Origin of the sequence: Vibrio bivalvicida, assembly GCF_001399455.2 — a bacterium.
Classification (GTDB): Bacteria; Pseudomonadota; Gammaproteobacteria; order Enterobacterales; family Vibrionaceae; genus Vibrio; species Vibrio bivalvicida.
Window position 1 is genome coordinate 170,049 of sequence record NZ_LLEI02000064.1, and the last position, 24,940, is coordinate 194,988.

Sequence of the window (24,940 nt, forward strand, 5' to 3'; positions counted from 1 at the left end):
AACCTTTAATCTGGCAGTTGGAAAAATCTAAGCTCATTGAAGCTTCTCTACAATCAAATAGGTATGAAACTCTGGATATTGGTCAAATTCGAGGTGTCGAACCATACAGTCCAACTCAATAAACAAGCTTAGAAAACCGTTGGTTCCTAGTGACGAGTAATAGACTTCAGGCCCCATAAAGCTGTTAGTATGAAAGCCCTCTTCACTTGTTCCGCCAAATGAAAAAATAAAGATACCACCGATATTAAGAATATCGACTATCTTTGTCATAACTTGGCGCTGTTGATCTATAGGAATATGCCAAATACTGTCCCAAGCGGTTATAAAGTCATATTTGTCATCAAATTCGTGCTGACAGATATCAGCATTGATAAACTCTACCTTTGGGTGTTTCTCTTTGGCTAGCGCCAACATCTCACTCGATATATCCATACCTGAAGGAGTGAATCCTTCCCTAGACAACAAATCAATAAATCGCCCAGTACAACCGCAACCAATATCGAGTGCTTTTCCGCGTTTCTCCGTAAACGAAATGGCACGCTTGTGTTGATCAATGCCATTCTCTAAGTTGAAACTTTCACCTTGCCAAATGTGAGTAATTTGGTCGTATGCCTTGCCTATTTGTTCTGGCTTCATATCAGTATCTATCGTTCCCTTTGTTCGTCGTAGTGGCTATTACAGGTTCTCTCAGTCAACTTAGTTAAGCTCCAACTGCCAATAACCTACGGAAATATGTTGATCAAACTTGAAGCCAATGTTGGCAAACTCACCGACCTTTCTAAAGCCCAACTTCTCATGTAGTGCCACACTCGAGGGGTTTGGAAGTGCAATCGTTCCTATCGCATTCTTAATGCCTAGTTCGCGTAATTGAGCAATGAGAGAGCGATATAGCTTTTGACCTGCCCCTTTACCTTTCGCATCACTGGATAGGTATATGGATGGCTCAACCGTATATCGATAAGCACTTCGAGACTTCCATTTAGCTGCATAGGCATACCCAAGAGGCAGCCCCTCTTCTTCGAGCACTATCCAAGGAAGCTCTGCGGTGAGAACAGCATCGATCCTTAGCTCCATCTCCTCAACAGAAATTGGTTCTTCTTCGAAGGAAATCGCAGTAGTAGCAATGTAGTGATTGTAGATACCCACAATCCATCGAGCATCCGTGAGCTGTACTTGTCTTAGTTCCATTTGTCCTCCTTGACGAATAGCTAGGCTACTCATCGTACACTCGATTGAGCCTGGAGATAAGCCTAAGATTCGAATTCAAAAGCAGGGCAAGGCGTACCTTGATGATATTTAAGTTGCCAATTGCACCCAGTAAATGCCCAAATCGAAGAGCGTTTGGCATAATTGCTCACTTCGCCATCCACAGAGATTAGTGCGGATTTATACAAGAGAAGCTGAACAGAAGGTTCGAGTTGAATACATTCATAGTCCTGTGAATGAATGACAACCTCAGAAGTTTCTTCACCTTCCATCATTTCAACGATGGTCGCAAAGTCAAAACTGGTACCCGACCTCCCCACTTCACGAAATGTTGGGTGGATTAGTCGCTCTCGCTCAGTATTATCTTGTCTAACTGAAAACTGATGTAGCGCTTTTTCTTGTTCAATCAGTATATCCATATCAACCCTGTTCGCTTATTTTATTTTTGACCAATATGGTTCGATAACATCACAAGAAGTTTAAAGATATTGTGCAGCCTTACCCCTAGGCGCAAGGGCTTTGCGTTATCATTAATACTTACCGCCACTTTAATAACAGAGATTTTAGCGTAGATATTTTCAATCACTTGCTGAGTTTCCCAACCGTGATACCGTTCAAGTTGCTTGATCCCGTTGGTACTAGCAGCATCAATTTTAGAGCGATTGAGTGAGTTAAAGTTAAACCCTTGCTGTAAGGCTTGTCGATAGGCGGATTCTTTAATTTGTGGAATGAGTTGTTCATACCCAGAACGTGTCTCTACATACAAACGAATTAGTTCGATGTTTTCTTGCAGTTCAACTGCAACTGTTCTTTTAAGCCCGCGATTGCCTGCAATCCATTTGTACAACGAGCTCGCGACTTTCTCTGCACTACTTGCCGCTTCAAATGCTTCCTTTGCTTGCATACTACCCTCACTGTTCATCTAGCCTATTGTCATAGATGCATAATAGGTTGAATGCAAAATATTAAGTGATTTCAGTAGGTTTGCAATAGATGGAGTGACGATGAACGACTGGTTAATCGTATTTGAGTGGATAATTGAGCAAAGATCAAAATCTAGATACAAAAAGGAGAGCCGAAGCTCTCCTTTCCTTAATCCTAATCACTGACTCTAATTAAAGAGCAGCTTTCGCTTTTTCAACTAGAACTGCGAATGCAGCTTTGTCGAATACCGCGATGTCAGCAAGGATCTTGCGGTCGATCTCGATAGATGCTTTCTTAAGACCGTTGATGAAACGGCTGTAAGATAGACCATTCTGACGAGATGCAGCATTGATACGTGCAATCCATAGTTGACGGAATTGACGTTTCTTGTTGCGACGGTCACGGTAAGCGTATTGACCAGCTTTAGTAACTGCTTGGAAAGCTACGCGGTAAACACGTGAACGTGCTCCGTAGTAACCTTTAGCTTGTTTTAGAACTTTCTTATGACGTGCACGAGCTTGTACACCACGTTTTACGCGAGGCATTATGCTTCTCCTAAACTAAACGATTGATAAACTAAAAAGAATTATGCATATGGTAGCATACGAGCAACTGCAGCCACTTCACACTTAGGAAGGATTGCATTTGGACGAAGCTGACGCTTGTTCTTAGTAGTACGCTTAGTCAGGATGTGACGTTTAGTAGCGTGCTTAAACTTAATACCACCAGCAGTTTTCTTAAAACGCTTAGCAGCACCTTTGTTGGTTTTCATCTTAGGCATGATGAATAACTCCGCATTGTTGAGTTGTTTTAAACAATAGTAATTAGGGCGAACAAAACCCAGCCACCTTACGGCAGCTGCGTTCTATTACTTGTAAAGCCGTTAATTACTTCTTTTTAGGGGCAAGAACCATGATCATCTGACGACCTTCGATCTTCTTAGGGAAAGATTCCACTACTGCTAAATCAACAGTGTCTTCCTTAAGACGATTTAGAACGTCAACACCGATCTCTTGGTGTGCCATTTCTCGGCCACGGAAGCGAATTGTTACCTTCACTTTGTTGCCTTCTTCAAGGAAACGCGTCAGGTTGCGTAGTTTTACCTGATAGTCTCCAATATCAGTTCCAGGGCGGAATTTTACTTCCTTAATCTGAACCTGTTTTTGCTTCTTCTTCTGCTCTTTAGCAGATTTGCTCTTCTCAAAGAGGAATTTACCGTAGTCCATTACACGACATACTGGTGGCTCAGCGTTTGGACTGATTTCTACTAGATCCATACCCGCTTCTTCAGCTGCTGCTACTGCTTCTTGAATAGAGACAACACCAACTGATTCACCATCAGCGCCAGTTAAACGAACTTCACGAACGCCACGAATTTCACCGTTTAAACGATGAGCATTTTGTTTGGCCGGTACTTGGCCGCGTCTTCCGCCTTTAATAGTTTATTCCTCCAGATTGAGCTTACGGCTTGAGATCTCGTCTTGGATGTATGAAATAAAATCATCCACTTTAAACTTGCCAAGATCTTTGCCTTTACGAGTACGTACTGCAATTTCGCCTGCTTCCATTTCCTGGTCGCCACAAACAAGCATATACGGTACACGCTTCAAAGTATGTTCGCGGATTTTAAAGCCAATCTTCTCATTTCTCAAGTCCGCTTTGGCTCTAATTCCACATTTTTGTAGTTTTTGTGCCACTTCCTGAACATAATCTGACTGCTTATCAGTGATGTTCATGATTACAGCCTGTTCTGGCGATAACCAAGTTGGGAAGAAGCCAAAGTATTCTTCAATCAAAATACCAATGAAACGCTCTAGTGAACCTAGAATCGCACGGTGAATCATAACTGGCGTTTGACGCTCGTTATTCTCATCAACGTAGGTTGCACCTAGACGGCCTGGTAAGTTGAAGTCAAGCTGTACTGTACCACATTGCCATGCACGATCTAAACAGTCATGAAGAGTAAATTCAATCTTCGGACCATAGAACGCACCTTCGCCTTCTTGAATTTCGTAAGCGATGTTCATCGCTTCAAGAGATTGCTTAAGCGCATCTTCAGACTGATCCCAGATCTCATCTGAACCAACACGCTTTTCAGGACGAGTAGACAGTTTAACAACGATGTTGTCGAAACCAAATGTTTGGTACGTATCGTACACCATCTTGATACAGCTAGTCACCTCTTCTTGAATCTGACTTTCAGTACAGAAGATGTGTGCATCATCTTGAGTGAAGCCACGTACACGCATAATGCCGTGTAGTGCACCAGATGGTTCGTTACGGTGACATGAACCAAACTCCGCCATACGTAGCGGTAGGTCACGGTAAGATTTTAGACCTTGGTTAAAGATTTGTACGTGACCTGGGCAGTTCATCGGCTTAAGCGCGTATTCACGGTTCTCTGAAGAAGTCGTAAACATTGCTTCTGCGTATTTGTCCCAGTGACCAGAACGTTCCCAAAGAACGCGGTCCATAATAAGCGGACCTTTTACTTCTTGGTAGCCGTACTCTGTCAGTTTTTCGCGAACAAATACTTCTAAGTCACGGAAAATAGACCAACCATTGTGGTGCCAGAACACCATACCCGGTGCTTCTTGCTGCATGTGGAATAGGTCTAGTTGCTTACCAATCTTACGGTGGTCACGCTTCGCCGCTTCTTCTAGGCGAGTTAGGTGTGCTTTAAGCGCTTTTTTGTCGTGGAACGCAGTACCGTAGATACGCTGAAGCATCTTGTTGTCACTGTTACCACGCCAGTATGCACCTGCTACGTTCAGTAGCGTAAAGTGCTGACAGAAACCCATATGTGGTACGTGAGGTCCACGACACATATCGATGTATTCTTCATGATGGTATAGGCCTGGACGGTCATCACGAGAGACGTTTTCGTCCAAAATTTCCATCTTGTATGTTTCACCGCGAGCTTCAAATGCATCGCGTGCTTCCTGCCAGCTAACCTTTTTCTTGATAACTTGGTATTTGGTCTTGGCAAGCTCTTTCATGCGCTTTTCGATCTTCTCTAGATCTTCTTGCGTTAGAGAGTACTCAAGATCGATATCATAGTAGAAACCGTTATCGATTGTTGGACCGATCGCCATTTTTGCTTCAGGGTAAAGCTGCTTGATCGCGTGACCTAGCAGGTGAGCACATGAGTGACGAACGATTTCTAGACCATCTACTTCATCTTTTACTGTGACGATTTCAAGGCTTGAATCTTGTTCAATAAGATCACATGCATCAACACGGTTACCATCAACACGACCAGCAATGGTTGCTTTCGCAAGACCAGGACCGATAGATTGAGCAACATCAAGAGTAGAAACTGGGTTGTCGAACTGACGCTGACTACCGTCAGGAAGAGTAATAATAGGCATTAAAATATCCTTTACAGTGGTGTTGCACACCAAGCAACACATGCAATTTAAAACGAGTCTTTAATGAGAATTCAAAGATTAAAGACGAGAGTTCGTGTCCTTTTCTGCGCAAATACGGATGCACAACTCAGGAAAGAAGGAGCATTGTAACGAATTAATGTGAAATAACAATCGAAGTCACAGAATTGGTTGAGAAAAGTTCAAAAAGCAATCAGTTCAGCCAGCTATTGAGCACTTTCCTTGATTCGTCGATCACATCGCTGGCGAGCATGCCGATTTGCCCTTTGTGCTTTGCAATATTGTCTGCGGCAACACTGTGCATCAAAACCCCAAACTTCGCAGAGTTGGCTAACGACATTCCCTGAACAAGCAAAGCGGCAATAATACCAGTAAGCACATCTCCCATTCCTCCCGTCGCCATACCTGCATTTCCAGCCTGACAAAGATAGACGCTTTCTCCATCATAGATCAAAGTTCCAGCGCCTTTTAACACAACAACGCCACCGTATTTGTTGTGTAAATTTCGCACAGCTTGAAAGCGATCTTGTTCAATATCTCTGACGCTGCATCCCAAAAGGCGAGCCGCTTCTCCTGAGTGGGGGGTGATGACTCGCAAATCATCAACATGAGGTTGCTGAGCTAACAAATTCAACCCATCGGCATCGATCACTTTGTTTTTTTCTATGTTTTTTACATTGGAGTAGAGCACATGTGCCCAATCATCTGTACCCAATCCCGGCCCTAAAGCGATGACATCGGCAAATCTTAGGGACTCTTGCAAATAATTGACTTCGCTGCACCAACCAAGTGTCATCACTTCAGGGCACGCAATCTGTAATGGTAGAGCCGAGCTTGGATGACATAGCGAGCGTATCAGGCCAGCACCACACCGAGCACTGGCCGTTGCGCATAAACGAATGGCGCCCGCGTAACCTTGATTACCACCAAGGCATAACAATCGACCATTATTGCCTTTGTGGGCCGTCGCGATACGGGGCGGCATCGCTAAGCGAAATTGCTCCGTATCGATAAAACGGCTACTGGCTTCGACGCACTGCCTAAATTCATTCTCAACGCCTAAGCCCGCAAAGTGAAGCTCACCTGTATAAGCTCTCGCCTGTCCGGTTGTTAAACCCTGTTTTACGCCAATAAACGTAATTGTGTGTTTTGCAATGATCGCATTTCCCAAGATTTGACCACTGTCGGTACACAAACCGGAAGGGGTATCTATCGCGATAACCGGAACTTGGCTGTCATTGACCTTTGCGATTAGATCTTGAAGTGGTTGTCTGACTTCTCCCGTAAGACCTGTGCCCAATAGTCCGTCAATCAACACATCCGCGCTGGTTTTCGACCAATCCGACGAGTCGAACGCCTGAATCTTTCCACCGCACTCAGTCCACTCTTGTTTGGCTTTAGCCGCATCGCCAGATACTTTTGCCTCATCACCGTATAGATAAAGAGAAACTTCTAAACCATCTGATTTAGCCAACTTGGCGACGACAAACCCATCTCCTCCGTTGTTTCCTGTACCTACCATGATCATAATGCTCTTTGCATGAGGAAACTTGTCTCTCATCACTTGATAAGTTGCCAGCCCAGCTCGAAGCATTAGTGTATACATCTCGGCGCCAGCGAGCTTTGCCGCTTGCTGCTCACCCAATTTGACTTGTTGTCCGGTATAGAGTTCTAAAGGAAGTGCTGAGTTCATTGATACGAAGGATTGATGACTGATACTAAAAGCATATACAACAACGCCAAGGATTTCCTTGGCGTTGATTACAGATTACTGATTCTTGGAAACCAGTGCCTCGGCAGTCGCATCTTGTATTGATAAAAACATGGAACGAATTTCTCCAGTTGGGGTGCGCATCGGATTGAGGGTGATGTTCTGGTACATGAAGTCAGCTTGTTGGGTCACTGGGCGCACATTTCGGCACTTAAACAAATATGGGCGCTGTTGCCAAGTAATGAAGCTGCGACAACCTAAATCATAGACAGGTTTAGTTTTCAGTCTAAACCAATCTTGTGGAATTTCAGGAAATAGCTCAAACAGAGACTTACCAATCGCATCATGCGCCTGTATGCCACTATGGTGGGTCATAAAGCCATTCCAAACCTGAACATTATGGTCGGTATCAAGAACAACTAGCCCCAAATCAACGTTTTGCACCATGTCCACCATCCAGTGGAATTGCTCAAACTCAGCTGGAAGAGATAACATTAGAAGTCCTCCATTAGATACGAAAGTTTGTTGTCTAGGAGTGGCAATGATTCATCCACAAACATAAACAGTAAATCACAGCGTATTGACGTCCCATCAATGTTATAGCTGACTTCAAATGTCATGGTCTTTTTAAACGCCCCCGTCGTTGAAGAAATAACAGAATCGATAGAGATATGCTGCCCCAACAAAACTGGAGAGCTCTGAAAGAAACGCACCTCAGCTTGCTTACCCAAACCATTCAAGAATGACCCCACTAAGATATTTGACACATCCATTAATAGTTCAAGTTCTTCTAACTCTTCGCTATCCGCTGGTATCTTCATTAACTTTTTCAGGTCACACACGCTGGAATCACTCAAGAGCACCAGAGCTTCACCAGCAATTCCTTCTCCGCTGAACCCTTGGCACACGCCTGAGACTTGGTCGTTTTCCGCTAGGTCCCGAAGAGCCATGTGAAGCTCACTCACTTCTAGTATGTTTACGTTTGGTAAGGGTAAATGGACAAACACATCAAAGTGTCTAGCCAACGCATCAGCGGCTTGCCCAATAGACACGTTCGCCACTTCCATATAAATGTCGCGGCGGCGGAGTATCGGTAATTCAACAGAAACAGGGGTGACAATTCTTGGTTGAGTTGGGGGCTCAACTAACTCTTTAAGCACTCGATTAAGTGCATCTTTGTCGATTGGTTTCTGGATAAACGCCTTTGCTCCAAGCGTCATCACTCGTTCTTTAGCTTTAGGTTGAATATCCCCTGATACAACCACCACAGGAACACCAATACCTCGCTTGCCAATTTCTTCTAATGTTCCAAACCCATCCAACTCTGGCATGGTTAAATCCAAGAACATCAGCTTAAATTCATTTTGTTCTAGCTGCTCTAAAGCATCCAATCCATGGACGGCAAAGGTGATATCAGCGTTTAGCGAAGCAGGCAGTGAGCGAGCCATTTGCTTTCTCGCTAAAGCGGAGTCATCGCATATAAGTACCGGAAAAGACATGCGTACACCTACTCCTATATTTATAGTTTATTATTAGAGTGTAACAGAACGATAGCGCACCAGGCACGGCAGGCTGAAAATTCTTTTGAGTAAACAATAGATAAGACCACTTAACACAACTATCTGCTTACTCATCACCACTCGCTTTTTGGTTAAATGAATCTTCGTCAAACCCTTCATCACGAAATGTCGAGGCTATTTCTCTGAATTTATCTTCTATCGCTAGAAAAGTATCCACTAACAGTGGTTCAAAATGGGTCCCCGCCCCTTCGGCAATAATGCTTACTGCTTTGTCATGAGAGAAAGCAGGCTTGTAAACGCGTTCAGAGATTAAGGCATCATAAACATCTGCCACAGCCATCAAACGTGCACTAAGAGGGATATCGTAATCAGACAAACCTTCAGGGTAACCACCACCATCCCACTTTTCCTGATGACTATAGGCTATTTCTTTGGCGGTCTGGAGGAAATCACACTTAAAATCAATAGAGTCCTCAACTGTGAGCAATACCGCACGACCAAGCGTAGTATGAAATTTCATTAGCTGAAACTCTTCATCGGTTAGCTTACCTGGTTTGAGCAATACACTGTCGGGGATACCAACCTTACCTATATCATGCAAAGGGGCGGATTTGTAAAGCAATTCTATCGATTCTGGATTCAGCTCATCTGTATAATAGCCATTCAATAGCAGCTCTTCTGCAAGAAGTTTGACATAATTCTGAGTCCGGCGAATATGGTTACCCGTTTCGTTATCTCTGGTTTCTGCCAATGAGGCCATCGCCCCGATTGTGGCATCTTGTAGCATCTCTAACTCTCGGGTCCGCTTCCTAACCCGTTCTTCAAGGTGATCGTTTTGTTCAGACAACTCTTCCATCGTAAACCGTAATTTCAGATGGGTATTGATTCTAGATAACAAGGTAGGCGGGCTAATAGGTTTCAAAATATAATCCACCGCGCCCACTTCAAATCCACGTTGTTCGTCTTCAATCTGGGTTTTTGCAGTGAGAAAGATAACCGGAATGTGCTGTGTTTTCGGGTTGGCTTTGAGCTTTTCACATACTTCATAGCCGTCCATTTCAGGCATCATAATATCCAGTAAAACGATATCTGGTGCTTGCTTTTGACAAATAGAAAGCGCTTGTTGCCCACTTGTCGCCACAACCACTTTATGGTGCGGCTTAAGCAAACTACTCAATAGCACCCTATTTTCAGCGTTGTCGTCGACAACAAGAACACTCGATACCGATTCAGCCACTTGACTCTCCAAACACTTTATCTATATCTAACGGGTAGATACTGATAGCCTTCTTTAACGCCTTGCTCGCAGCAAGAAAATCACAATCATGAATATTTCGACAGCAGGCTTCAAAGTTCTCTGACTCTAGTAAAGTATTAAGTCGTAAGTAGTGCTCGTCAAGAAACTCAATTGCGCTTGAGTCAAATTCATTAAGTAACATATCTAAACGAGCAATTAGTGCAATACTCTCGTCATCCAAACTCTCTTTAACTTCAGTGGGATAAGGTCTCCCTAACCCTCTACATATTTCCATGAAAAATGGCTCTAGGTGAGATTTAAGTTCCTCAGTTAAGCTCTTCAGTTCTGGCTTCGGCTCACTCCCTTCAAATTGCAATTCTAATCTGGCTGCAATATCAGAGAGACGAGTAGCACCCAGATTACCACTAGATCCTTTTAGTGTGTGGATAAGAAGTTTCGCTTGCTGGTGATCGTTTTTCTCTAGGGCAATGTCTAAACGTTTGCAAAAATCGTGCTCTTTCTCAACTAGTTGAGAGAGCAGCCTTTGATACAGAACTTCATTCCCCGCGACTCTCATTAAACCGCTTTTTGCATCAAGTAATTCGATATCATAAATCGAATGCCCCCCCACTATTGCTGCATCATGGCTTATGACAGGGGATTCAATGTACAGCTCGTTCGACTCATTTCGCTGTATCTTGTCGATACAGCAACGTTTGATGGTAGAGTACAATACCTCTGGGTCTATCGGCTTAGAAACATGTTCATTCATCCCCAAGTTCAAGCACCTTTCTCGCTCTTCAACCATTGCGTGTGCCGTCATGGCGACTAACGGAATATCGTCATATATTTTGTTAGCGCGTATCCGGCGACTTGCCTCATAGCCATCCATGATCGGCATTTGTAAATCCATAAAAATAATATCGAAGTGACTTTCGCCCTTCTCGAGTGTCTCTAAAGCTTCTAATCCATTGTTAGCAACCGTGACTTGAATCGCTTTGTCTTCCATTAACTCAACCGCGATCTGCTGATTGATCTCGTTGTCTTCCACAAGAAGAGCCTTCAATCCATTAAAACTACTTTCATGTTTTGAATTTCTGCTTTTTATGTGAGATTTTGCAGTTGAGCGATTTGGCGCAAACAGGTCCACAAGCAGGTCAAAAAGAAAAGATTGCCCTATCGGCTTAGATAAGAACCCTGCAATATCCAAGTCGTCAAATTGTTCGGAGATATCATCTTTATCGTAGGCAGTAACAATGACCATTTTTGGCTGGTGTTCAGCGCTAATTTGCTGACGAATCAACTGTGTCGCTTCAATACCACTCAATTCAGGCATTTTCCAATCCATAAATACAAGGTTGTAAGGCTCTCCATCTTCTGAGGCACGCTTAAGCTCTTTGAGTGCTGTTAATCCACTATCAACTAACTTCGGCTTTTGTGGCAACACATCGAGCATGTCTTCCATGATCAGCAAGGCATGTTCATTATCATCAACAGCTAATGCTTTTACTGAGTGAAGCGTGTCAGGCACGATCAAATATTTGTCTTGGTTGGAATCGTCATAACTCACTAACACGCTGAAAGAGAAACAACTACCGAGATTTGGCGTACTATCGACTCGAATCTCCCCCCCCATTAGCTCCACCAACCTGCGGCATATGGACAGCCCTAGCCCCGTCCCGCCATACCGACGAGTAGTAGAACCGTCAGCTTGAGTAAACGCATTGAACAGCTTATCTGTTTGATCTTTGGACATTCCTATACCTGTATCTTGCACCTCGAGACACAAATAGGCGCTGCCAGTAGCTTCAGGTTCGACCGTGACGGTAACTGAAATTTCACCTTCTGCTGTAAATTTGACTGCATTGTTGACCAAATTTATGATGATCTGCCCTAAGCGCAAAGGATCGCCTTTAATCACTTTAGGTACATCTTTAGAAACCTTAAATAGAAGCTCCAAACCTTTTTCAAAGGCCTTTTGCCCCGTAACCATTGAAACGTTGTGCAGAACATCATCTAGACAAAATTCAATTTCTTCTATGGTCAGCTTCCCTGCCTCGATCTTACTGAAATCGAGAATGTCATTGATGATGCCGAGTAACAAAGACGCAGAGTTATGAATTTTAGTTAGGTAGTCATGTTGTTTAGGAGATAGTTCGGTCTTTAGAGCAAGGTGTGACATCCCTATGATTGCGTTCATGGGTGTACGAATTTCGTGACTCATATTGGCTAGGAACATCGATTTTACTTCAACCGCTTCTTCAGCCTTGGCTCGCGCTTTCGTTAACTCATCTTCCACCCGTTTTCTTGATGTTACATCACGTAAAAACATCGCCGCGCAGCACTGCTCATCAAACCAAAAAATACTTATCCCAAGGTCAATTGGAATCATCTTTCCTGTTTTGGTAAAGGTGTCTACTTCAAAGAAGCCACCACTGACTTTATCTTTATCATCTATCGAAAGTTCACCACTCAGAACCTCTTGCAGCTCTGTCGGAATCTCAATGTTCAGTAGTTCACAAAGGTTTTTTCCGACGGCTTCTTGTGAAGTAAAACCATACGTCTGCTCAGCCGTTTTATTCCACATTATGATTTTCTGAATAACATCAATAATAACGACACTAGAGGGTGCGCCATCAATGATGGTACTAGACAACGCCTCTGACGCTTTAAGGTCTTTTGTTCGGCGCTCAATTTCCGCTTCTAACCCTTGCTGATGCTCCGCTAACGCACGGTTCTTTAGTTGCAACTCTTCAAGCAATTCGTCGCGAGATTTCTCTTCAAGTATGGCTGCGATAGTAGAAAACTGATGCGTTGAAAGTGGTGACCTTAGTCCAATTCGCCATATCAGTGTCTGTCCAGAAACCCAAGTACCAAGCAAAGGGATAATAAGATTGGAAATCGGTTCATTTATATCTGGACAGTGCCATTTGAGTACGATTGCATCTTCAATTACCTTAGCAACCAAGCTAACGCGATCCGTTAGGCTGAATAAATGGCGAGGAATTTCGCCGCTAAGAAGCACCAATTGGTCTCGCTCGAATGCTGGATAACCGAGAGTGTCTAAAATAGACGCAAGCTTTCGGCGTAAAGCAATTCTGGACACATCACTATTCGCGACCATAATTTGAAACTGGCTAGTCATCACTGAACCTCACGACAATTACAGTGGCGTCATCGAAGGGCTTGCTAAAAGAGTGGATAAAATAAGAAGAGAGGTACTCGACGGCTTTCCCATTAGCATCTTCAAGTTCGGAATTGGATATGTTCTCTTTCACCCCATCGGTTGTGAATAAAAAGGTATCTTCGCCCTCAAAGTTAAATTCAAAGTGCTTAAGGTTGGGAAGCAGTTCACCCACAATACCCGCTTGCGCCTGATAGCTTCCTCCATTTTCACCTAACTGCCGTATCAGCGTATTGCCGACACCCAACCCGTAACCTTTTCGTTCTTCTACGTCAAAAAAAACTATCGTCATTGCCGCACCTATGGTGCCCAGCAAATACTGGTGAGCTTGACGCATTGTCCAGTCGATGTCTGCACTCGCTATTTCTTCGAGTTGTTTCTCTAGTTGCCGCGCTAATGCTGCCGCCTTTACACCATGCCCAAGAACGTCAATGATGGTAACAAACAAGCCGTTCTCTAATTCTGATATATAGAAACCGTCTCCTGCTTCCGGTTCATCTCGGTATGGAATACATTTCACTCCGTATTGAAAACCCATACTAATCTTTCCACTTGGTGATAGAGACTATCGTACCGAGTTCGGGTGAAGACTGAATATCAAAATCATCCATCATTCTGACCACTCCGGGAAGCCCCAACCCAAGAGATTTCCCGGTAGAGTAATTGTCCGTCAGAGCTCTAGATACATCCGCAATCCCTCCTCCAGAGTCCGCGGCAACAACTTTAATCCCAATGCTGTCATTCACCTCAAGTTGAAGAAGGGAAACCTCTCCTTCTCCCGCATACTTGACTATATTTGTGGCCAACTCAGAAACAGATGTTGCAATTTCACTGACCAAAGGAGCGCTGAATCCAAGTTTCTGGGCGATGGTATAGGTTGCCATTACTGCACTCATCACGTCCGCTTCGGAATAGATATGATGACTCTCAAGTATTTTTTCGGCTACAGAGCTAGCAAGCATGGGGCCCCCTTCTTACCGCAAGTAGTCCATCATCGATACTTTGTGCGCACGGTAGCTTTTCTGTGTTGTAACCGACATTGACCAGCGCCATTGCAATACCTGGCCTAATGCCGACGAACAAACATCGTCTTCCCATCACTTCAACGGTTTTGGCTATCGTATACAGTTGGTCAAAGTCGACCCTGTCTAATGTTTTGACTTCCGATAGGTCGATTAGAACCCCACTGATTGAGTGACTACCGACTTTCTCCAGCAAATGATGGCGAAAGTCCTCTAATATATTATGACTTAGGTCGACTTGAATGGTCGCCACCAATACATTCTGTAGCTGGCTTATAGAAATAGACTTTTTCATCCGGTACGACGCCGTGACTAAGAAAAAGTCTTAAGTGCTTGAACGTTAAGCCCCATCATTTCAAACGCGTTTTCTAGCGCATCCCTCAACGTCGCATTGGTCTGTACCTCACCGACATTGATACCAAGTTGGACCATCGTTTGAGCAATAGAAGGGGAAACACCTGAAACTAAGCAATCACACCCCATTAATTTCGTTGCTTTGGTAATCTTGATAAAGTGATTAGCAACAGCGGTATCGACAACTGCAACGCCAGAGATATCCATTATGAAAATTTTGGCTCTGTGTTCTGATATTTTATTGAGTACCGCAGACATGATGTCTTGCGCACGCTTCGAGTCAATAATGCCCACAATAGGTAACATCAAAATGTCTTGCCAGACCATAGTGACTGGTGTAGACATCGCAAGCAAGGCTTCACTTTGTTCAGCAATACGACGATTAATAAGGCGCGAATAGGTATCAACTACGATGGTAGTATCTAAATGGAGTAGTTTGGTAAATGCCGTAACTAACGAGCTGTACTCATCACTATATAAACTCCCGTCGTACATCCTTTTAGTAAAGATTACCATTGATATATTCATACCTGCGAAGTAGGTAGGTAGGGACAACCCGACTCTTGCATGTACCTCTCCGACAGCTCGGCGCTGCTTTACATACTCGTCATCAACTTTAGCTTTAAAAAAAGTGCTCCAATATTCAATTTGTGCATTTTGAACTCGTTTGAGCTTCTTATCATCGGCAAAAAACTGTTGGTACTCGGGTTGTTTCTCTAGCCAAGTATAAAAATGCCCCACGTATTCATGAAGCTTAGGTAGCATTAGGTCACCAAACTTCCGAATTAACGCTAAATCAGCTTCACTGAGGTCGTGTAGTTCAAGCAAGCTTGCTGCACTTGTGTATGTTCCAACCGATGTGCTGTGCGACATACTTGTCTCCTAGCTTCTATACGCGGAATTTGCCCACTTTAACTAGAGCATTAAACATTCATTATGCAATTAAGCTTAGTCCACATTATCTTTCTGACAAATAACAAAAGAATCAAAAAACAAAATAATCCCCAGTAATTAGGTCAAGTATTTATTTTGTTCATATACTGAATGAAACTCGGTCAATAGAAATCGTTTTAGAACAGGAAGTAATAGGGGAACCTTATGCGCGTAAACCAACCGGTAACTCAGAAGGAAGTCACGTATCCATCTGAATACAACCTACTTTCCATAACCAAGCCCAGCAGTCACATTACCTATGCTAGTCAGGATTTTTGCAAAGTCGCGGGATATACCCTTGATGAGCTGGTGGATCAACCACACAACATTGTACGACACCCAGACATGCCCCCTGCTGCATTTGAAAACATGTGGGGTTACCTTAAACAGGGTAACTCTTGGATGGGGCTTGTAAAAAACCGCTGCAAGAATGGCGATCATTATTGGGTTGATGCCTTTGCCTCTCCGATTAAAGAAAATGGTAGAACTGTAGAGTACCAATCTGTCCGTCTGGCCCCTAATCGCAAACATGTAAAAAATGCCGAACAAATATACGCACAACTTAACCAAGGAAAGACCCCCCTTCAACTCCAGTTGCCTCGCACCCGATTGTGGCAACGTATGTCAGCGGTGTTGCTATTGGCCGCTTTAGTGACCAGTGGTGTCGCTGCTTACTCCCCAATTGCGGCTATCTGGCTTTTCTTCATTCTCGGCACCATAACAGCCTATACGCAAACAAGGCGCTTAGAAGATCTCTCGGCGCAAGCGCGCAAAGTTTTTGACAACCCACTTATGGAACTAGTCTATAACAAGCGGGTCGACGACATATCAGAGATACAACTCGCATTTAAGATGCGCCAGTCGGAAATCAACTCCATCGTGGGTCGGATTCAAGACTCAAACCAACAGATATCTAAGGCCGCGAGTTCTTCAGCCAAAAACTGTGAAACAACCGCCGAGAATTTGGTCGGTCAAACCTCCGAAACAGAGCAAGTCGCTGCTGCAATCAACGAAATGCATTCTACGGCCAATGAAATTGCCCAGAATGCACAAAGCGCATCTGACGTCACTGATCAAGCCAATACAGCAGCTAATGAGGGTAGAGCCTCTGTCACACAAACGATAGACTCAATCAATGAGTTGTCTAAACAGCTTGGCGTTGCTTCAGAGGTTATCCAACAACTGGTTGAGCATGGTCGAACCATTGGTGAAGTACTGGTCATCATCCAGGGAGTGGCTGAACAGACCAACCTTCTTGCTCTTAACGCAGCGATTGAGGCTGCACGAGCAGGCGAGCAAGGTAGAGGATTTGCAGTGGTTGCAGATGAGGTTCGCCAACTTGCCCAGCGAAGCCACGAATCGACAGAAGAGATCCAGAACATCATCAAACTGATTCAGGTCAGTACCGAAAAAGCCGTTCAGGCTATGAACGAAGGCAACCAGCTTTCGGATGTTTGTGTCGACTGCGCTAATACATCAGGGGATAAGCTAGATTCACTGCTTCATCAAGTGACTGACATTTCGGATCGAAATAGTCAAATCGCTACTGCGATAGAAGAGATGGCGCGAGTGACAGACGATATGAACTCGAGTGTTCAGTCGATCAGTGATGTATGTGCGGCGACGAATATTCTAGCAAGTGACACTAAAGATGAGTGTGAAGGTTTAGTCGATAACTTAGGTTCACAAGGGAAACTTGTTACCCAATTTAGGAAGCTATAGTTAGCCAAGGCTAATGAAGACAAGTTCAAAAAAGCCTTCCGAAGAAGGCTTTTTCTATTTGACTATTGCGCCATACGGATAAGTGATTTACCAATCAGCCATTCAAGCTCTTTCGCACTACCCTCACCCAGTTTCTCTTGGCAGACCTTGTAAAGGCGCTCGATACCGTTGGTGGCAAATTCGTGCGTACTTTGAGAAGTAACAATATGGTGGAATAATAGACGCAAGATTGCGCGAAACTCTTCGTCATCTAACGCAACAACCCAGCTAGATGAAAATGCATCTAGCCCTTTGTCTAGTTCAATATGTTCAACAAACATTTTAAAAATTCGGCCATCAAGAGCGGCTGTGAAGTCCGTTTTCTTAGGAAAGTGGTGGCTGATCCCCGTTCTCGATACACCAGTTTGCTGGCTTAATGTTGTGTACGACATCTTGTCGTAACCTAATCGCAATAGCTGGTCTACAACCGCATCCATGATTTTCTGGATGGTGATCTCGGTATCTTCTTTACTACGCTTTGGCATGTTTAGGCTCTTCTCTCTGTATATCCGTCTATAATTATTGACGCCCTAATAGCTCACTTTGCTCTAGTACTATACGTCAACTATCAACGTAAACGACTCAGCCACAATTAAACAATACGGCATATTTAACTATAGTGCAGTGCAAGCTAATTCCCAATAAAATCCCATTGGTGACATTTATGAAATTAAAGGGCGTTATCTTTTGTTTATATAATAATAAGCGACCGATAATCTTACAAAATGTTGATGCTTACAACTAACTGAATAGCATTCTAACATGCGAGTGACATGAATTTTCGTAATTTATTGATCTAAATCACACTTAAGTGTGAAGCATTCGCGCCACCTATTGTTTGAGTATTTTTTGAACAAACAACATTTCATACTGCATTTCCGGCTCAAGGTAGCATAGTGCTTTTTATGGATTCACAGTCAAATAGTCGCTAATATAGCCCTATTAATTGTAAGAGGATTGATTTGAGATGAGCACCGAACCAGAACAAGTTTGCGAAGCATGTGGCTGTGCAGGAGAAATGGGTTTCATCATTAAAGAAGGTGATGATGTCGCTGAAGTAACCATCTTTGCGGCAGGCAAAACGTTACTAGAAGCAGAGCTAAATAAATACATCGAACTAGCAAAGCAAGTTTGTGCGGCTGCTGAGTATGAAGTGTCGCCATTCACTGAAGAGTCAACTGAACTGACTGCTCGTTTCAAGTTTGAAGTAAGCGCTGAAAAGCTTATTTTTGAACTAAAAACTCGTTCATTGGCACGATAATCAACTATTTGATTTTTCTCTAAAACGGGCTATTCAGCCCGTTTTTTGCTCTCAACCTTTCAATAATATTGATCAATTAAGACCTAGACTTAATACTAGGTATCAACCGTCTCAACACCAATTGTTATGCTGCGTATACTTGCTACTACTCTGATACTCGCCTGCTCACTGACTGCAAATGCTGTAGTGCTTGATCAGTTTCGTATTTTGAATCACCTAGATAACTACGGGAACTTGGATCTACGCAATAAACCTTACACTGAGCTACCGAGCGGTTTAGTGATTAAGGGAAATTTAAACATCGCTAAAACCTCTATCAAGCGCTTGCCAAAAGGAATAGACATACAAGGCAGCCTGACTGCGACAAACTGTAGCCTGAGTAAAATTGATAAAGGGGTGAAGATTAAGGGTTATGCAAACCTATTAGGCTCTCAAATGACACGTTGGCCTTCGGGTGTAAAAGTTGGCGGCTACATCAACTTAACCGATACGCCGCTCACTTCGCTCCCTCCAAGATTACGCGTCAAAGGCGATCTTAGTGTTATAAGAACCCCGCTAGAGCAGCTCCCTGAAGGAATAGTCGTAGATGGGAATCTATATATCGGCGGTTCAAAGATCACTAAGTTTCCCGATACAATGACGGTGAAAGGTCATATATTTCTTGGTGGAAACCAAATTTCCAAGTGGCCGACCAACTTAACACTAGGTGGCGCTGTAGCCCCATAGTATTAGATACATTACATAAGGTATCGGTTACGCTATGCTCTAGTGTAACGTAATGATACATCTGCTTCTGCTCAACTCTCGCACACCATGCAGTTATCGTGTATAGTCTAACGCTTAAATAAGCCGCAACAGTTCTGACTGAATGTTGACGAAACACACTGGATTACTTGCTTGCTAGTCTTTACACTGTGGCAGAACAAAAATCGAACAATGTCCGAGGTGCTCCACGCGTTCACCTTTTTCCCGTCTTCATATTCATAGACGTATAGTAGTGTACTTAATATGGAACAAGATAAATTCACCAATATTTATCGATTGCCAACGGCTGTACAGATCCGAATCGGCAAATGGCAACAGACGTTCAACGGCACTTCTGATCTTGTCATGCACCAAGCAATCGAAGTTAGAAACCAGCAGTACCGCAAGCCCAATTTTTTTCCGTCGGGTTGGAGTGTCCAACTTTTTGATAAAAACGATATCTCGATTACCAATCATGGTAAGTACATTCAAACGGCTATGCGCACCATGATGAACCGTAAGGTATCGTACAAGCGTATTTATCTATCGAGGTTGCCACTTGAAGAAGCTGAACCTGGATTAATTGCGTTCAAACAAGAGTGGATCGCTAAGCACAACCGAGTAGCACGCAAATACAATCAAATTAAGAAGAAGCAGTTTATTCGCTCTGCTCTTGAAGAGGCAGAAACGCTCTATCCTTCTATTGAAAAAGGCATGTTTGATCTTCAGCTATGGAACAAATTGGTCTTGTCTGAGCTGGGAAACCCTAAAAAATTCGATAACCCATACTTTGTTAAAAAAGCCAAAGTTTAAGTGAGCAAGGACAGCAAAATGCTGTCCTTAATATTTATTGAGTATTTGTTGATAGCGGCTGTTACCTGATTCATCTTTTTGTTTTAGCAGATCTAGCCCTTTTTGCAGTTTATCGACTATTTCTTTGTCCGTATTACGGTTGACAGCAAAGTAGAGATCCCCTTCTTTCACCACATAAACGGCTTCAAACATATCAGGATCTACGCCCACCTGTCGCGACCACCAATAAGCTGCACGTTCAGCGTATACAAGCAAATCAATACGCTTTTTCATTAGTTGTTCCGCAAGAACGGTTACGTAAGAGGCTTCTTGCATCGAGTTACGGGGAATGCCTAACTCAAGTAAGCTTTGCTCACCTATATCATCACGAATAACACCAATTCGGTACTGGGCCATATCAAGGGGGTCATCAACTTTGATATTGGCGTCTTTGCGCGCCAGAACTACAACTTTGATATCCACAATTGGACCTGCCCACTGAAACAGTTTTTCTCGGTGCTCAGAACGCGTCGTGGAGAACAACACGGAATTTTTGTGCGTCAATACTGTTCGATAAGAACGCGCCCATGGCTGAAGCGTCATCTGAGACAAAGTGACAGGCTCTCCGACTAAAGCGCTAGCCTCCATGAGTATCTCGACAGAGTAGCCGGTGATTATGTCGTCTTTCAGAAAATTGGCAGGTGGATATGCCTCTGTGTAAAACGAGACTTCGCGCAGATCGTTTTCGTTGCTCAGCACACTTGGAGAAAATAACCAAACAGCAAGCGCCACAAGCAAGTGGTGAATAGAGATACTGTGATTCACAATGTTCTCTCCCTAATTGCCATCTAATACTAAAGTTAGCCTACGGATGGCCAGTTCTAAAGGAGGAGGAGGAATTAAATTAGACCGTTTCGACTTAAGCCGCGCTTAACACTTGAGCACATTTTGCCAAATCGACGAATCTCATCGAACTGCGGAGTGATACCTCTATCTATCGCTGACTCCCAGTAACTCATCTCAGAGTCCACCATTTCTAACAACTTCTTTGGACAGCCGACGCAATTACCCTTGGTGCCACACACAAACGTTTCTGGCGCGTAAAGAGGTAAGGTATTTTTTACTTGCTCAATAATACCTTTCATTGCGGCTACTCGACCTGGTTTTCTACTTTCTTTCACACAAAAAGCTCAAACAACAATAAGGAGCGGGATTATAGATCCTTCACCAAATTTGCCAATACCTACAAAGTGTGTGGATTAGTGATTTTATCTTTTCTACGCTTGAAGATGCTAAACTCAGGCGCTTTGGCAACCAAATAAACCGCCAGAGCTGCAAAGGCAAAGCCAAGCACACCAAGTCCATCGAAAGACTCACCAAACATCAACCAAGCTTGGACTGCGGTTGTTGGCGGTACTAGGTAAAAGACGGAAGCCACACTGGATGCCGCCCCATGCTCTACCATATAGAGCAGCAGTAGAATCGCAACACATGAAAGTACGACCACTAGCCAAATCATGGTAAGAACAAATGAAAAACTCCAATCCACCTGCATGGATTCAAAACCCACCGCGTAAGGGATAAACAACAGGCTCGCTGCAAAATACTGAACCGCCGCACTACCCACCATGTCGACACCTTGGCAGAATTTTTTCTGATACAAGGTGCCAAGGGTGATACCAACCAAAGAGATCAAACAAAGGATGATCGCCGCTGTTTTGTGCGTTTCAGATTGCCAACTTACTTTGCCCATCAAGACTAAACTTATCCCGACAAAGCCAAGCGCCAATCCCAACCATTGAGAAGCCTTAAACGACTGTCCAACGAAAGAGACTAATATTAGCGCCGTTAATATTGGCTGTAGACCGACCAAGAGTGAACTTAGCCCTGCAGGCATACCTAGGTCTATGGCGAGGTAGGTTCCGCCAAGATAGAAGCCATGAATAAGTACCCCAACCACAGCACAATGCAGCAAAGCTTTACCTGCTGGTAATCGGCGACGTAAGAACACAATCAAAACAGCGAACAAGGCAACATTCAGCACCATACGTAAAGAAAGCAATGTCGCGGGCTCGGCATACTGAAGCCCAAACCTTGCGCCAACAAAGCCTGAAGCCCAAAGAACAACAAACACAAATGGGATGAGCCGTACTAACATGAACTTTCCTCTGGATCTAATTGTTAATATAGGTTTACTTTAATAGGTACAGAAAAAGCTTAAAGATACAGATTTGGATTATTTCTTGGGTACAGATTAATGAATGCGACTAATAAGTATCTGATGGTTGAGCAATACATCAGGCAGAAGATTGATACTGGCTTGTTGACTGATGAAGATAAGCTACCTTCGATTCGCTCACTAAGCGACACATTAACCGTGAGTAAAAACACCGTCATTCGTGCTTATCAAGAGCTCGAAGCACAAGGCATGATCTATACGGTTCCTAAATCAGGTTATCGCGTGTCTGCTCGTCACTCTCAAGCGCCGTCGGTACATGCACCGAACAACGTTGATTTGCTTTCGGTTTGTAAAGAGATCCTTACTTACTCACACCAACAGGAGCTCTTGGCGACAGGTTCTGCTCATCCAAATATAGATACGCCTGCGATTAAAAGTCTTTATGCAGAAATAGGTCGCCATAGTCGACGTCAAAGCCATACCCCAAGCCACTATCAACTGCCTCCTGGCAACGAGCTTTTACTCAAACATCTCACTAAGATTAGCCAAGATCTCGGCGTAAATGCTGGCAAAAATGAGATAGCCATTACTCATGGTGCCCAACAAGCCATCAGTTTAGCACTTCGCGCTTTGACCAAGGCAGGAGACATCATTGCGGTTGAGTCACCTTGTTACTTTGGCAACCTACTTTTGATGGAATCATTAGGGCTGAAAGTGGTCGAGATTCCAAGCTGTCCTCGTACTGGTATCGATACTCAGTCATTGCAAGATGCACTAGATAACTGGGATGTGAAAGCACTGCTTGTCACTCCCAACTTTACCAATCCGACCGGGGCGAGAATGCCTTTAGACAACCGTTTGAAATTACTAGAGGTAACCGGGTCTATTCCCATTATCGAAGATGACGTTTTTGGTGCACTTGCATTTGATGAAGGGATCCCGCCACTGAAGACTCTTGATACGCAAGATCGGGTCATCTACGTGAATTCGCTTTCTAAGATGCTTGATTCTCGCTTGCGTATAGGTTGGATACTGGCAGGTCAATACCAAGCGCAAATTGAAAAGTTCCTTGTGTGTGACAACATGGGCAGCCTGAATCTAATGCAATCTGCCGTGGCTGATTTCCTTAGTTCAGGAAAGTATCGCCAACACGTACAAAGAATGAAGCGTTTGTACCAAAGTAACACTAAACTGTTTTATCAGCAGCTAAGCTACTGCCTCAATCAATACCCAAGTTTGAATGGAAAGTTTAAGTTACTCTTGCCGCAAGGTTCGTTTTTACTGTGGCTCGCATTACCAATTAGTTTCGATAGCAGCGCCTTGTATCAGCAAACAAAGTCGCTAGGAATCAGCATCTTACCCGGAACTATTTTTGACACCTCAGGACAATACTCACATTGCGTCCGCTTTAGCTGCTCCAACTTTTTATCGAATCCAGACTGGAAACTTGGGGTTGAAAAGCTCGCCACTCTTATTCATCATCAGTTGACCACCTCATTACACGGATAGAATCATGAGTACACTCCCCAATGCAACAGACGTTCTGGATTTTTGGTTCAACGAATTAGAGCCAAAAGATTGGTTTGTCAGCAGCTCAGAGTTAGATAAGACAATAACTTCGCGCTTTGAAGATTTACTTAATAGTGCCGCCCAAAGTGAACTGTTCGCGTGGAGAGACTCTAGTCAAGGGCGACTCGCTGAAGTCATCGTACTAGACCAGTTTTCTCGCAATATCTATCGTAATACACTCAAGGCATTTGCCCAAGATCCTTTGGCTCTCGCCCTCGCGCAAGAGGCAATCTCACTCGGATTAGACCAAGAGTTAGAAACCAAGCAAAGAAGCTTTCTCTATATGCCATTTATGCACAGCGAGTCAGCGATCATCCATCAACAAGCGGTTGAGCTGTTTAAAGTCCCGGGAATGGAAAACAATTACGAGTTTGAACTGAAGCATAAGGTGATCATTGACAGATTTGGACGTTATCCTCACCGCAACGACATTCTAGGGCGGTCTAGCAGTCCTGAAGAGGTGGCGTTCCTTACACAACCTGGCTCTAGCTTCTAACAATGAGGGGCCTATGTAGCCCCCTACTATATTTGTAATCTATGTTTAGTAACTGCGACTGACAAACTCTACTTCTTCAACTTCATGAAGCAAATTGGTGTAAGAAGCCAATGTGTACATCACGTTAGCGAGCAAGTTAGCGTAGCGGAATAAAATTGGTGCTGGGGACTTTTTGCCGGAATGTTCAACAGCAACCAAAGCGCGGACTATTTTCTTTGCCTGAGTTCGGCATAGGTGCAGCTCTGCTGAAATGGGATGACCGCCGGGAAGGACAAAGCCTCGAAACCCGCCATCTAACTTATCTCGCAATAGGTTATAATCTTGATAGAGTTCTTGGACTTGCTGGTCATCAATCGCTAATCTACCTCGAACAGAACCGTTCAAGTGATAAACATTTGGCTGTATACGGCTTAAAATATCACGACACAGCGAGTCTAATTCCATGGTCAGTACTAAGCCGATTCGACTACACAGTTCATCAGCAGCAATTTCGAAATCACACACAGGGCTATCTTCATAGATAAACGGATAACAGATCTCTCCATGCTCTTTACTTACAGGGCGCATTATAAATCCTTGGCAAAAATAAAGGAGCCAATGTGGCTAATGCCAGTCAGTTAAGCTGACTGGCTTTTTTCTTATTAGGGTATTTTTTGCT

General features: G+C 43.7%; 28 protein-coding genes. 6 read left to right on the forward strand and 22 right to left on the reverse strand.

From position 1 onward, the window contains the following. Window positions 1–33 precede the first annotated feature (33 nt). The 17 genes from APB76_RS18930 to APB76_RS19010 all read right to left on the reverse strand — a co-directional run bounded on the left by APB76_RS18930 (window position 34) and on the right by APB76_RS19010 (window position 15,420). Entirely contained in the window at window positions 34–636 is a 603-nt protein-coding gene (locus tag APB76_RS18930; RefSeq protein ID WP_054962314.1) for a class I SAM-dependent DNA methyltransferase, read from the reverse strand. Between the two features lie 60 nt (window positions 637–696). Further along, window positions 697–1,188 (reverse strand): GNAT family N-acetyltransferase, encoded by a 492-nt coding sequence (locus APB76_RS18935; protein WP_049843171.1) that lies wholly within the window; start codon window positions 1,186–1,188, stop codon window positions 697–699. Between the two features lie 62 nt (window positions 1,189–1,250). After that, window positions 1,251–1,625 carry a nuclear transport factor 2 family protein gene (locus tag APB76_RS18940; protein WP_054962315.1) on the reverse strand — a complete coding sequence of 125 codons (375 nt, stop codon included), beginning with the start codon at window positions 1,623–1,625 and terminating at the stop codon, window positions 1,251–1,253. A 20-nt stretch (window positions 1,626–1,645) separates the two neighbouring features. Continuing rightward, entirely contained in the window at window positions 1,646–2,110 is a 465-nt protein-coding gene (locus APB76_RS18945; RefSeq protein WP_054962316.1) for a hypothetical protein, read from the reverse strand. 211 nt (window positions 2,111–2,321) lie between these two features. After that, window positions 2,322–2,675: a 50S ribosomal protein L20 gene (gene rplT / locus APB76_RS18950; RefSeq protein WP_004401084.1), complete on the reverse strand. Its 354-nt coding sequence runs from the start codon at window positions 2,673–2,675 to the stop codon at window positions 2,322–2,324. Between the two features lie 41 nt (window positions 2,676–2,716). Beyond that, a complete protein-coding gene (gene rpmI, locus APB76_RS18955; RefSeq protein ID WP_004411425.1) occupies window positions 2,717–2,911 on the reverse strand; it encodes a 50S ribosomal protein L35 in 195 nt (64 codons plus the stop codon). Between the two features lie 106 nt (window positions 2,912–3,017). Continuing rightward, window positions 3,018–3,569 (reverse strand): translation initiation factor IF-3, encoded by a 552-nt coding sequence (infC, locus tag APB76_RS18960; protein ID WP_071881323.1) that lies wholly within the window; start codon window positions 3,567–3,569, stop codon window positions 3,018–3,020. Window positions 3,570–3,572: 3 nt separating this feature from the next. Continuing rightward, the gene (gene thrS, locus APB76_RS18965; protein WP_049843175.1) at window positions 3,573–5,501 is read right to left on the reverse strand and encodes a threonine--tRNA ligase; all 1,929 of its coding nucleotides are present in this window, start codon (window positions 5,499–5,501) and stop codon (window positions 3,573–3,575) included. A 211-nt stretch (window positions 5,502–5,712) separates the two neighbouring features. Beyond that, window positions 5,713–7,212 carry an NAD(P)H-hydrate dehydratase gene (locus tag APB76_RS18970; protein ID WP_054962317.1) on the reverse strand — a complete coding sequence of 500 codons (1,500 nt, stop codon included), beginning with the start codon at window positions 7,210–7,212 and terminating at the stop codon, window positions 5,713–5,715. A 75-nt stretch (window positions 7,213–7,287) separates the two neighbouring features. Next, complete coding sequence (locus tag APB76_RS18975; RefSeq protein ID WP_049843177.1) at window positions 7,288–7,725, reverse strand: PAS domain-containing protein; 438 nt, start codon at window positions 7,723–7,725, stop codon at window positions 7,288–7,290. Beyond that, on the reverse strand, window positions 7,725–8,729 hold the full coding sequence (locus APB76_RS18980; protein WP_054962318.1) for a response regulator: 1,005 nt from the start codon (window positions 8,727–8,729) through the stop codon (window positions 7,725–7,727). The genes APB76_RS18975 and APB76_RS18980 overlap by 1 nt, the downstream gene beginning before the upstream one ends. Before the next feature lie 127 nt (window positions 8,730–8,856). Continuing rightward, on the reverse strand, window positions 8,857–9,987 hold the full coding sequence (locus APB76_RS18985; protein ID WP_049843179.1) for a response regulator: 1,131 nt from the start codon (window positions 9,985–9,987) through the stop codon (window positions 8,857–8,859). Then, window positions 9,980–13,132 (reverse strand): hybrid sensor histidine kinase/response regulator, encoded by a 3,153-nt coding sequence (locus tag APB76_RS18990; RefSeq protein WP_054962319.1) that lies wholly within the window; start codon window positions 13,130–13,132, stop codon window positions 9,980–9,982. The genes APB76_RS18985 and APB76_RS18990 overlap by 8 nt, the downstream gene beginning before the upstream one ends. Continuing rightward, complete coding sequence (locus APB76_RS18995; RefSeq protein ID WP_054962320.1) at window positions 13,125–13,709, reverse strand: SpoIIE family protein phosphatase; 585 nt, start codon at window positions 13,707–13,709, stop codon at window positions 13,125–13,127. Before APB76_RS18995 ends, APB76_RS18990 begins: the two co-directional genes overlap by 8 nt. Window position 13,710: 1 nt before the next feature. Next, window positions 13,711–14,067 (reverse strand): anti-sigma regulatory factor, encoded by a 357-nt coding sequence (locus tag APB76_RS19000; RefSeq protein WP_408058723.1) that lies wholly within the window; start codon window positions 14,065–14,067, stop codon window positions 13,711–13,713. Window positions 14,068–14,122: 55 nt separating this feature from the next. Continuing rightward, on the reverse strand, window positions 14,123–14,488 hold the full coding sequence (locus APB76_RS19005; protein ID WP_049843183.1) for an STAS domain-containing protein: 366 nt from the start codon (window positions 14,486–14,488) through the stop codon (window positions 14,123–14,125). 17 nt (window positions 14,489–14,505) lie between these two features. Beyond that, window positions 14,506–15,420, reverse strand: coding sequence for a protoglobin domain-containing protein (locus APB76_RS19010; protein WP_049843184.1), 915 nt, complete (start codon window positions 15,418–15,420; stop codon window positions 14,506–14,508). 225 nt (window positions 15,421–15,645) lie between these two features. On the opposite strand from APB76_RS19010, the gene APB76_RS19015 reads away from it, so the two are divergent. Then, a complete protein-coding gene (locus APB76_RS19015) occupies window positions 15,646–17,202 on the forward strand; it encodes a methyl-accepting chemotaxis protein (protein WP_054962322.1) in 1,557 nt (518 codons plus the stop codon). Between the two features lie 62 nt (window positions 17,203–17,264). On the opposite strand, the gene APB76_RS19020 is transcribed toward APB76_RS19015, so the two are convergent. Further along, window positions 17,265–17,726: a TetR/AcrR family transcriptional regulator gene (locus APB76_RS19020; protein ID WP_054962323.1), complete on the reverse strand. Its 462-nt coding sequence runs from the start codon at window positions 17,724–17,726 to the stop codon at window positions 17,265–17,267. 482 nt (window positions 17,727–18,208) lie between these two features. Here APB76_RS19020 and APB76_RS19025 point away from each other — a divergent pair, with 482 nt between their 5' ends. The 3 genes from APB76_RS19025 (at window position 18,209) to APB76_RS19035 (ending at window position 20,059) form a co-directional block, all read left to right on the forward strand. Then, window positions 18,209–18,502, forward strand: coding sequence for a YfcZ/YiiS family protein (locus APB76_RS19025; protein WP_049843187.1), 294 nt, complete (start codon window positions 18,209–18,211; stop codon window positions 18,500–18,502). A gap of 126 nt (window positions 18,503–18,628) precedes the next feature. Beyond that, window positions 18,629–19,228, forward strand: a complete 600-nt coding sequence (locus APB76_RS19030; protein ID WP_049843188.1) for a hypothetical protein — start codon at window positions 18,629–18,631, stop codon at window positions 19,226–19,228. A gap of 282 nt (window positions 19,229–19,510) precedes the next feature. Next, window positions 19,511–20,059: an MSHA operon transcriptional regulator gene (locus APB76_RS19035; RefSeq protein WP_049843189.1), complete on the forward strand. Its 549-nt coding sequence runs from the start codon at window positions 19,511–19,513 to the stop codon at window positions 20,057–20,059. Between the two features lie 27 nt (window positions 20,060–20,086). Here APB76_RS19035 and APB76_RS19040 read toward each other — a convergent pair whose 3' ends face one another. From APB76_RS19040 to APB76_RS19050, 3 genes are all read right to left on the reverse strand, one after another. Continuing rightward, window positions 20,087–20,863: a substrate-binding periplasmic protein gene (locus APB76_RS19040; protein WP_049843190.1), complete on the reverse strand. Its 777-nt coding sequence runs from the start codon at window positions 20,861–20,863 to the stop codon at window positions 20,087–20,089. A 74-nt stretch (window positions 20,864–20,937) separates the two neighbouring features. After that, a complete protein-coding gene (locus APB76_RS19045; RefSeq protein WP_054962324.1) occupies window positions 20,938–21,183 on the reverse strand; it encodes a hypothetical protein in 246 nt (81 codons plus the stop codon). A 98-nt stretch (window positions 21,184–21,281) separates the two neighbouring features. Next, window positions 21,282–22,196 (reverse strand): DMT family transporter, encoded by a 915-nt coding sequence (locus tag APB76_RS19050; RefSeq protein ID WP_049843191.1) that lies wholly within the window; start codon window positions 22,194–22,196, stop codon window positions 21,282–21,284. Between the two features lie 99 nt (window positions 22,197–22,295). On the opposite strand from APB76_RS19050, the gene APB76_RS19055 reads away from it, so the two are divergent. Next, window positions 22,296–23,726, forward strand: a complete 1,431-nt coding sequence (locus APB76_RS19055; protein ID WP_054962325.1) for an aminotransferase-like domain-containing protein — start codon at window positions 22,296–22,298, stop codon at window positions 23,724–23,726. 4 nt (window positions 23,727–23,730) lie between these two features. After that, on the forward strand, window positions 23,731–24,282 hold the full coding sequence (locus APB76_RS19060; RefSeq protein ID WP_054962326.1) for a DUF924 family protein: 552 nt from the start codon (window positions 23,731–23,733) through the stop codon (window positions 24,280–24,282). A 45-nt stretch (window positions 24,283–24,327) separates the two neighbouring features. On the opposite strand, the gene APB76_RS19065 is transcribed toward APB76_RS19060, so the two are convergent. After that, window positions 24,328–24,849 (reverse strand): ATP:cob(I)alamin adenosyltransferase, encoded by a 522-nt coding sequence (locus APB76_RS19065; protein ID WP_049843194.1) that lies wholly within the window; start codon window positions 24,847–24,849, stop codon window positions 24,328–24,330. Window positions 24,850–24,940: the final 91 nt, after the last annotated feature.